Origin of the sequence: Castellaniella sp. (assembly GCF_041675725.1) — a bacterium.
Taxonomy (GTDB): domain Bacteria; phylum Pseudomonadota; class Gammaproteobacteria; order Burkholderiales; family Burkholderiaceae_B; genus Castellaniella.
Genome location: NZ_JBAYTI010000096.1, coordinates 1 through 7,467 on the forward strand (window position 1 = coordinate 1; position 7,467 = coordinate 7,467).

Here is a 7,467-nt window from a genome sequence, read left to right on the forward strand (position 1 = left end):
CGGCCTGGGCGGGTTGCGGCGACAGGCATCCGCCAGGAATGTCGTTTCCTGCAGGAACGCCTGCTCGCCACCAAAGCGACGCGTGTCGAACAACATCAGGTTCACCGAGGCGCCCCACCCCTGGCCGGGAGCCTGAGCCTGAGCCTGGACCTGGGCCTGAGCCGGGGCCTGCCCCGGGGTCGAGGCCGAGGCCTGGGCTTGAACCTCGGCAGCGGCGCGGCCGTGTCCGGCGAGGCCGCTGGTCAGGGCTTCGATCAATAAGGCGAGGCCGAAGCCCTTGTGGCCAAGACGCAGCCCACCCAGGGGCAGCAGGGTGCCGGAAGGATCCGCTTTCATCACCCCAGGATCCACGCTGGGATGGCCCTCGGCGTCGAGCAGAAAAGGCTCATCGAACGTCTGCCCTGCCCTGTGCAGGCGGTTGACCATGCCATTGGTGGTCATCGAGGCCGAGATATCGATCAGCCACGGCGTGGGATGCGCCGGAATGCCGGCGGCAATCGGGTTCGGGGTGAACACCGCGCGCGTGCCGCCGTGCGGCGCGACGATCTGTACCGTTGGATCGGAGCTCGATAGCACCGTGAGAAAACCCTCTTCGCTGGGTTCGCGCAGGTAGGCGGCCAGGCAGGCGATATGATGGCTGTTGCGGATGACCAGAGTGGCCGAGCCGAACTGCCGCGCACGCGGCTTCATCTGCCGCAGCCCCTCGTGCACCAGCCAGGGCCCGGGCAGCCGCTTACCGTCCCACAGCACCACCGCCCCATGGTCGTCGAGCGTCTCCGGGGCGCCCGAGACGCTGAGCGCGCCGTTGCTGATTTGATCGATATAGGGCGCCAATAGCGCCAGGCCGTGGGTATCGTGTCCCAGCAGATCGCCCTCGACCAGCGTCATCGCCACAGTGGCGGCCAGCGCGGCGTCCATCCCCGCCGCAGCCAGCAATCGGCTGGCAAAGTCCTTCAGGGCGTCGGCAGGATATCGCAATCTGGAGATCATGGGCTCGCCTATCATTCAAAAATTCAAAGGCCAAATCAACGGTGCGACGACAGCGCAGCGGTGCAACCGCAGCTCAACGATGCAACGGTGACGACCCGGACACGGTGTAGTCCGTGTCCATGTCCAGGGGATACAGCGGTCGCGGCGCCTTTCTATAGGGCAGATGCGAAACGTTCGAAGCCGCTACCCCGGGGGTATCGATGTAGAAGACCCGCGCGGCGACGTCGCCGAAGGCGGCGCGCCAGGCGGACCCGGATTTCGCGGTGATCGCCTTCTGGTCGGCCAGGACGATGCCCAGACAGGTGACGTGGTCGCTGTCGAAGGGCATGACGCGCTCAGTGGTCAGCACCACCGACACCTGCCCCTGCTGCACGATGGCCGTCAGACCCATGAGCACGCGCTGCCCGGTCATGTAGGAACCGGTCCTGGTATAGGTGACGGTATCGCAATACACCACCGTGCCATCGAGAGCGACGGGCGCGCCGTTCAGCGGCGTCGAATGCCCGCCCACGGTACGCTGGAACCGGCCCTGCAGGCCCACGGCGGCCGCGGCTTGTGCGGCTTCTGGATCCCACAGCACGACCACCGATGGGCCGACGTCGTCGGCCAGCAGGGCCTCGAGCAGGTGGGTGGCATCCCCCGGGGCCCCGCCGCCCACGTTTTCGGCCGGCTCCACCAGGATGGCGGGATCCCGACTGCGATCCGTGTCTGCGCGCAGCTCGGCCATGGCCGTCTCCAGGGGCACCAATTGCGGCAGAAAACGCTCGCGCTCGCGCCAGGTCTGCATCGCCAGCGTATCGACGGCCCGGGTGATGGGCTCGGGGTCGCCATAGGCCAGCACGGTAAAACCCAGGTAATCGAGATCCGAATAGGGAAATCCGGGCACGATGGAGCACGTCCAGACGCCATCGTCCTCTTCGAATTCATGCATCTGGCGGACCAGGTCGAGCATAGGCTGGTCGGACGTGCTCTGCATCTGCGGCACTGTGATCAGCGGCAGGCGCCGGACCGCCTTGGCCGGGCGCACGCCGGTGTCGAGCATGCGCCTGAGCAGCTGCGCGGCTTCCTGGCCGCGTTCGAAGAAGTCCACGTGCGGGAAAGTGTCGTAGCCAACCAGCAAATCAGCCGCCGCAATGCTGCGATCATTCAGGTTGGCGTGCAGGTCGAACGTGGCCACCAGCGGGCGCTCGGGCCAACGCACCCGGATGGCTTCGAGCAGGATGGCGTCGCCGCTCGCGCCGGTCTCGAGCACCATGGCGCCGTGCAGCGACAGGTAGACCGCGTCGGCATCGGGCGTCTGTTCAATGCAGGCCAGGATCTGGTTGGTGATGTGCTTGAACGCATCCAGGGTGACGGGCCCGGCCGGCACCGCGGCGCCGTAGCACGACGGCACCAGCTCGAAGCCGCAGGCGCCGGACTCGGCGATGAAGCCCCCCAGCTCGGTGCGGGTGCCGTCGAAGTAGGCCAGCAACCCGTCTCCCGTCTGGTATTGATAGGCCTTGAACTGCGCGAGGCCGGTTTCCACAGGCGAGAAGGTGTTCGTTTCATGCCATATCCCGCCAATCACCACTTTTTTCATCTGTTTCATACTCGATGGCCTTTATGTATCTGCTGTGTGCCTATTTGTGCCCGGCTTGTACCCGGCCGTTGTGCCCGGTTACTGTACCCGGCCTGTGCCCGGCTGTTGCGCCCGGCCGCGTCGGCCTTCACATCGCTTGCCGAAGTGGCAGGCAGGCTGGCCCGATGGGTTCCATGCTCTTGTACCAGAGCAGAAACTCTTGGTGGCCCAGCGCTTCGGACTTGGTGTGTTCGCCAGCGGCCGTGGCGAGTACCTGCTGGTACAGGGCATCGGCCACGTCGGCCGGGGCCTTGACCTCATCGATGATGGCGCCGGCATTGATGTCCATGTCGCCTTCCATATTCCGATAGGTCTCCGGGTTGGAGCAGATCTTGATGACGGGCGCGAGCGCCGAGCCGACGACGGAGCCCCGGCCGGTCGTGAACAGGATGAGATGGCAGCCGCAGGCGACCATCTCGACGATTTCCGCCGTGTCGTTCACGTCGGGCAGGCCGAATTTCACGGGGCCGTCGGGGATCATGTCCATCAGGTACAGACCGCCGTGTTCCGGCACGTCGCCCGGCTTGATCATGCCCACGATGGGGCGCGAACCGCTTTTGGTGTAGGCGCCGATCGACTTTTCCTCGATCGTGGTCAGGCCGCCCTCGACATTGCCGTCGCCGATGTTCCCGTGCCCGAAGTGCTGGTAGTAGGCCCGCGTCTTGTCCATGGCGCCGCGTATTTCGTCGGCCAGGCCGGGGGAGACCGCCCGCTCGGCCATGTGCTCGTCGCAGCCGATCAGCTCGCCGAGTTCCTCGAACATCACGGCGGCGCCATCGTCCACGAGCCGGTCGAATGCCAGGCCCACCACGGGGTTGGCGGTGACGCCGCTGAGGCTGTCCGAACCGCCGCAGGTGGTGCCGATCACCAGCTCGGAAAGGGCCATGTCCACCTTGGGCGCTTTCGAAAGCACCGCCAGCTGGTCGGCCACCCAGCGCTGGCCATCTTCGATGGAGCGCAAGGTGCCGCCGTTCTGCTGGATGACGATGGTTTCCAGCGGGCGGCCCGATTCGCGGATCTTCTCTTGCAGGGGTTCGCGCTGGAAGCACTCGCAGCCCAGGGACACCAGCAGCACGGCGCCGACATTCGGGTGCAGGCACAGGCGCTCCATCATCATGGCCGCGTATTCATTCGAGAAGCAGCCAGGAAAGCCGATGAGGTGGGCGCCGGCGTGGCGGTACGGCCAGGTGATCTCGCGTGCGACGTGGTGGGCGCATTCGACCAGGTAGACCACCGAGACGTGATTGCGGATGCCTTTGCGGCCGTCGGCGCGCAGATAGCCCTGCAGGGCGTGTTTTCGAGCGCCGTTTTGTGGAGCGCCCAACGGGCCGTTCTGCGAAATGCCCAGCGGATCGCCCTGTGGGGCGTCCTGTGGGGCGCCCATTGAGCCGTTCTGCGGGCGGGCGGCCGAGGCGGGGTGGGAAACGGGGTTCATGGTGTTGGCTCCACAGCAGGCGGTGTTGGCTCCGCAGCAGGCGGTGTGGGCTCCACGGCGGGCGATGCGGATTCGACGGCGTGCGGCGTGGGCTCCACGACGTGGGATTGATGATCGAGAAAATTGGTGGCCAGGTTATGGGAATGCACGTGGCTGCCCTTTGGGATGTCGTGCAGCGCATGGCCGATGGGCACGCCGTAGCGGAACACGGTGCCCCGGTCGGGGATGTCGGCCATGGCCACCTTGTGGCCAAAGGGGATGTCGTCCAGCGCGACCAGGGTCTGGTCTTCGAACCGCAGGGCGTCACCCGCCTGGATGGCTTCGAAGGCGATGGCGATGTTGTCGTGCGCCACCAGTTTCATGATGCGCTTCATGCGGGTCTCCTGCGGATCGCCGGGACCGTGATCGATGCCCCATAAACGATGCATATGTTGTGTGAACAGGCTGTTTGGCTTGATTGCAATCCTATCAGTAAATTTTCATGACTCAAAGGCCAGCGCTCTTAAAAGAAGGGTGTCCAGACGGGCACCGAGGGTAAACGAGCACGCCAATAGGGCCCCAGCGGGGCCCAGCATAGGTGTGACAGGATGTACCAGCGGCACATGGTGTTGCTATAATCCAGGGCCATGAGCCGCCCAGACTCCACACAGGTGCCGACATCGACAACCATGCCATGAGCGCCCAAGGCAAGAAGCCGGGTGGCCGGCCCGATCCGGCCAGCTGCTTCAGGAACAGGCTCAACGAGCTGCTCTTCAAGCGGAAACTGTCACGCAATGACCTGGTCAGCCTGACGGGGCTGAACCGTTCTTCCGTCTCGCAGCTGCTGTCCGACAAGGCCTCGCGCCTGCCCCGCATCGAAACCCTGGTGCAGATCGCGCGCAGCCAGAATGTCAGCATCGACTGGCTGCTGGGCCTGACGGACCACAACCAGCCGGTAGACGAACCCACCGGCCACGGCGATCCCGAACCCTGGCATCCGTTCCGGTTCGCGTCCATCCGCGAAGAGCAGTTCATGCGCTGGCGCGAAGACTACAGCGGGATGAAGATCCGCTATTTTCCGACCACGCTGCCCGAGCCCCTGAAGTGCGAAGAGCTGATCGAGTGGCAGTATCGCGGGCACCCGGAAGTCAGCGTCGACGAGGCGATCGAGGGCATCCGCTACCGCAAGACCTACCTGGGCCGGCCGGGCGCCGACATGGAAATCTGCTCGAGCATCGAAATGATCCAGGCCTTCGCCCGCGGCGACTACCTGTGGCACGGGCTGCCCCTGGAGGTGCGCCAAAAGCAGATCCGCTACATGGTCGAATCCTACGAGGCGCTGTACCCGACGTTTCGCTGGTTCTGCATCGACGCGCGGCAGAACTACCTGGCGGTCTATCCCGTCACGATCTTCGGGCAGAAGCACGCCTGCCTGTACCTGGGTCATACCTTCCTGTCCACGCGACACGTCGACACCATCAGCAGGCTCACGCGCGAATTCGACGGCCTCATCAAGATCGCCGTAATGCAGCCTTTGCAGACGCTGCAGTTCCTGAAAGATCTCCTTCTCTGAAAACGGCAGATAGTGGCCGAAAGCGGCTGAAATCAACCGAAAACTGCTGAAAATCCCTGCGCTGAAAAAGACCGGTCGAGAGGCGCTCGCAGCCGCCGAAGGGCGGTTGGACGCGGCCAGCTGCGGCCCGGATCAAGCGCATGGTGAGCACATATGTCCTATTCACAAGATATATGAGCTGGATACAAATCATATTTTCTTTACACGCCATACCTGTTTTGATACAGTCCCGGTACGTATTCCTGATGTAGATGACACTCCCGTGGAGACAATAATGAAGCAGGCGACATTCATGAAGTACATTGCGGCCGCTGCCGCCCTGATGGTGGCCGGCAGCGCCAGTGCGGCCTGGCCCGAGCGGCCGATCACGCTGGTCGTGCCCTGGGCCGCAGGCGGCGGAACCGATGCCACGGCGCGCATCATCGGTTCCGTGCTCGAAAAAGAGCTTGGCAAGCCAGTCAATGTGGTGAATCATGCCGGCGGCAACGGGGTGGTCGGCTACCAGTCGATCGCGGGTTCCAAGAATGATGGCTACACGTTCGGGATGATGGACACCAACATCACCGCGCTGCACCATCAGGGGCTGACCGAGCTGTCCTACAAAGACTACACGCCGCTCGCCCTGGTCAACCAGGATCCTGAAGCGATCATCGTCAATGCCTCGGCCAGCTATAAAGACATGGGCGACCTGGTCAAGGCGTTCACGGATAAACCGGGCACGTTCAAGGCATCGGGCGCCGGCCAGGGCAGTATCGGCCACCTGGGGGTTGCGGGCCTGCTCAAGAGCCTGGACCTCGACCTGGACACGATCCACTGGGTACCCTCCGCAGGTGCCGCGCCGGCCATGATCGAGCTGACTGCAGACGGGATCCAGATCGTGGTCGCCACACTGCCTGAAGGCCGCTCGCTGATCGATGCCGGCAAGGCCCGTCCGCTGGCGCTGCTGGCCGATACCCAATCCGCCGTCTATCCGGATGTCCCCACCCTCAAGAATGCCATCGACAGCGATTGGACGATCGGGCTGTGGCGCGGCATCGTGGCGCCCAAGGGGCTGCCCGACGACATCCGCGACAAGATGGAAGCGGCATTGAAGGCCACCGTCAACAGCGACGCGTACAAGGAATTCATGGCCAAGCAAGGCTATGGCGTGGCCTATATGGACGCGGCCTCCTTCGGCCAGTTCATGGAAGAGCAAGACCAGAGCACCGGCGAACTGCTGCGTGCCGTGGGGCTTGCAAAGTAGGCGGGCACCCAGGGTAAGGGTAGGCACCGCCGGGGGCGCGGCATACGGGGGGCGGTATGCCGCGCCGCGCCATTTCAGCGTTCGGTCTTAGCCCACGACCGTGGGCCCGGATTCTCTTCCAAGCAAAACAACGATAACGGGTCCGGGTCACCCCAGCGCCGCTGACTGCCGTATTCTGCCAAGGCTACATTCCGCCAGGGCCGCACTGTGCCAACATTGTGCCAAACGACCAAACGGCGCCATCAGGGCCGTGAGCGTGGCCGTGAGCACGACTGCGGGTGCGACCGCGGCACGACTGCGAGCACGACTGCGAGCACGACTGCGGGTGTGGATGCGACTGCAGATGCAACTGCGGGTTCGAATGCGACTGCGGATGCGGTCATGCCGGCCGGGCGCGCCACGAGCACATAATGCCGGAATGACCAAGAAATTCAGCATATTGTTCTTTTCAAGCAGCTCTTTTCTTGGATATCGGCATCAAATTTCATCTTGATTGCCTGATAATGCTAAGGAACATCTGAACAAGTCCTCTGGACCTGTCAGAATATAGGTTGTTGAAATGGATCCAGTCAGGAAGACCCCGATGAGTCAGCTGAGCTTCTCCGATGCCGAATTCATTAGCAAGCGTA

Annotated in this window: 6 protein-coding genes; 2 read left to right on the top strand and 4 right to left on the bottom strand. The window is 63.7% G+C overall.

Features of this window, described 5'->3' with window-relative positions; all coding sequences use genetic code 11:
* The 4 genes from WCZ84_RS13235 to WCZ84_RS13250 all read right to left on the bottom strand — a co-directional run.
* A partial coding sequence (locus WCZ84_RS13235) for an Ldh family oxidoreductase (protein ID WP_372686749.1) occupies window positions 1-990 on the bottom strand: 990 nt, incomplete at its 3' end.
* A 73-nt stretch (window positions 991-1,063) separates the two neighbouring features.
* Entirely contained in the window at window positions 1,064-2,578 is a 1,515-nt protein-coding gene (locus WCZ84_RS13240; protein ID WP_372686750.1) for a M81 family metallopeptidase, read from the bottom strand.
* 118 nt (window positions 2,579-2,696) lie between these two features.
* Window positions 2,697-4,043 (bottom strand): UxaA family hydrolase, encoded by a 1,347-nt coding sequence (locus tag WCZ84_RS13245; protein ID WP_372686751.1) that lies wholly within the window; start codon window positions 4,041-4,043, stop codon window positions 2,697-2,699.
* Window positions 4,040-4,417 (bottom strand): UxaA family hydrolase, encoded by a 378-nt coding sequence (locus WCZ84_RS13250; RefSeq protein ID WP_372686752.1) that lies wholly within the window; start codon window positions 4,415-4,417, stop codon window positions 4,040-4,042. The genes WCZ84_RS13245 and WCZ84_RS13250 overlap by 4 nt, the downstream gene beginning before the upstream one ends.
* Window positions 4,418-4,716: 299 nt before the next feature.
* Between WCZ84_RS13250 and WCZ84_RS13255 the strand changes: the two genes are divergently transcribed.
* On the top strand, window positions 4,717-5,595 hold the full coding sequence (locus tag WCZ84_RS13255; protein WP_372686753.1) for a helix-turn-helix domain-containing protein: 879 nt from the start codon (window positions 4,717-4,719) through the stop codon (window positions 5,593-5,595).
* Window positions 5,596-5,869: 274 nt separating this feature from the next.
* On the top strand, window positions 5,870-6,838 hold the full coding sequence (locus tag WCZ84_RS13260) for a tripartite tricarboxylate transporter substrate binding protein (RefSeq protein ID WP_372686754.1): 969 nt from the start codon (window positions 5,870-5,872) through the stop codon (window positions 6,836-6,838).
* The last annotated feature ends 629 nt before the right edge of the window (window positions 6,839-7,467 follow it).

Bases quoted from the DNA above. Each gene is read 5' to 3' on its own strand.
- WCZ84_RS13240 (WP_372686750.1), bottom strand. From the start codon at position 2,578: ATGAAACAGATGAAAAAAGTGGTGATTGGCGGGATATGGCATGAAACG.
- WCZ84_RS13245 (WP_372686751.1), bottom strand. From the start codon at position 4,043: ATGAACCCCGTTTCCCACCCCGCCTCGGCCGCCCGCCCGCAGAACGGC.
- WCZ84_RS13250 (WP_372686752.1), bottom strand. From the start codon at position 4,417: ATGAAGCGCATCATGAAACTGGTGGCGCACGACAACATCGCCATCGCC.
- WCZ84_RS13255 (WP_372686753.1), top strand. From the start codon at position 4,717: ATGAGCGCCCAAGGCAAGAAGCCGGGTGGCCGGCCCGATCCGGCCAGC.
- WCZ84_RS13260 (WP_372686754.1), top strand. From the start codon at position 5,870: ATGAAGCAGGCGACATTCATGAAGTACATTGCGGCCGCTGCCGCCCTG.